The sequence below is a fragment of the Romboutsia sp. genome (assembly GCF_035470145.1).
Lineage (GTDB): Bacteria > Bacillota > Clostridia > Peptostreptococcales > Peptostreptococcaceae > Romboutsia_D.
In genome coordinates, this window is record NZ_DATIRC010000104.1 from 1 (window position 1) to 1,579 (window position 1,579).

General features: G+C 30.8%; 3 protein-coding genes. All 3 read left to right on the forward strand.

Annotated elements, in window-relative coordinates; all coding sequences use genetic code 11:
* Positions 1–112: 112 nt before the first annotated feature.
* Positions 113–340: a hypothetical protein gene (locus VLM92_RS03975; RefSeq protein ID WP_325275057.1), complete on the forward strand. Its 228-nt coding sequence runs from the start codon at positions 113–115 to the stop codon at positions 338–340.
* A 209-nt stretch (positions 341–549) separates the two neighbouring features.
* Positions 550–1,323 carry a 2-keto-4-pentenoate hydratase gene (locus VLM92_RS03980; protein ID WP_325275058.1) on the forward strand — a complete coding sequence of 258 codons (774 nt, stop codon included), beginning with the start codon at positions 550–552 and terminating at the stop codon, positions 1,321–1,323.
* A 51-nt stretch (positions 1,324–1,374) separates the two neighbouring features.
* The coding region (locus VLM92_RS03985; protein ID WP_331681679.1) for a hypothetical protein at positions 1,375–1,579 on the forward strand (205 nt) is incomplete at its 3' end.

Consider the following 1,579-nt stretch of genomic DNA (forward strand, 5'->3'; position numbering starts at 1 on the left):
TATACTATGTTTTGTTGCAATATATCAACGTGTTTGTTGCATCAGTAAAACGTATTTTAACAGATACGATAATCTAATATAGTAAAATCCTTTAAAATCAAGACTTTTACATTTGGCATGGATATTGCTTTATATAAATACAGATATCAATATTAAGTCAAGTATTTCAAAATCCACAGTTCTTGCAATAGCATCAGTTTGGTCTGGAGGTCATTTTGGGGGGATATTTGTATTTGTAAATCAAGGTATAAAGTCCTTTAGAAGAACAAAAGAATTTAAGACTTATAATTATAGGTCTTGGTCATTAGAGGTTTATAGACTTTGGGAAAATGTTTTATAAATAAAAATTGAAATTACTACTATTGTACTTTTCCTTTTGTCAATATCAGGTACGATTTTATTGCTTTTGGAATTTCATGGTTTACCTCATATGGTCAACACCTAAGTATGGAGGTTTTTGGTCTTTTATTGCAAGAACAATGATATCTTTGGCATCAAGTATTGATTCAAGAAAAAATATAAGGATATATAAAAATGGAGGAGAAAACAATGGATATTAAAAAAATTGGATTACAGCTTTATGAAGCTGAAAAAACAGCAGGTAAAATAGAAAAATTATCAGTAACATACCCAGGGATAACAGTGGATGATGCTTACAAAATTCAGTTAGCAGCTGTAGATGAAAAGGTAAAAGATGGTCAGGTTATAGTTGGTAAAAAAATAGGACTTACAAATTTCGCTATGCAAAAGGCATTAGGAATTAGCGAACCTGATTATGGACACATTTTAAGTTCAAACATGGCTGAGCAAGATGTTGCTTTAGATCTTTCTGATATGGTTCAACCACAAATTGAATCAGAATTAGCATTTGTTCTAGGAGAAGATATTAAAGGACCAGGAGTTACAGCAGCACAAGTAATGGCTGCAACAAAAGGTATTATACCTGCTTTTGAGATAGTAGATTCTCGTTATAGTGATATGAAAATAACATTACAAGATACTATTGCAGATAATGCATCATGTGCAAAAGTTATACTTGGAAGTAGAATGATTCCTATAGATGGTCTTGATCTTAGAACAATAGGTCTTGTTTTAGAGAAAAATGGACTTGTTTTAGACACTGCAGCAAGTGCTACAGTTCTTGGAAATCCTGCAAATGCAGTAGCATGGTTAGCTAATAAGATTGCTGCTTATGGTATTAGCCTTAAAGCTGGAGAAATAATAATGTCGGGTTCATTTACAAATGTTTATAAAATAGAAAAAGGTGATAATTTTACAGCTCACTTCGGTGGAGTTGGTTCTGTTAAGGTTTCATTTAAATAATTTATCGTTTAAATATATATTACAATTAACGTATACTAGGAGGAATTAATTATGGGAAAAGTGGTTTTTGTTGATGTGCATATTACAGGAGAAAATAAATATCTTGATATGATGGAAAAAATGGTTATAGATGCTGGGCATGAGTTTTATAGAGAAAAATGTAAAACAAAAGCAGAAGTTTTAGAAAAAACAAAAGATGCAGATGCAATTGTTACAACATATACACCTATTGATAAAGAAGTTTTAGAAAACTCTC

What these genes read in the sequence shown, in the direction of transcription:
- VLM92_RS03980 (WP_325275058.1), top strand. Translation starts at nt 550, where the DNA reads ATGGATATTAAAAAAATTGGATTACAGCTTTATGAAGCTGAAAAAACA.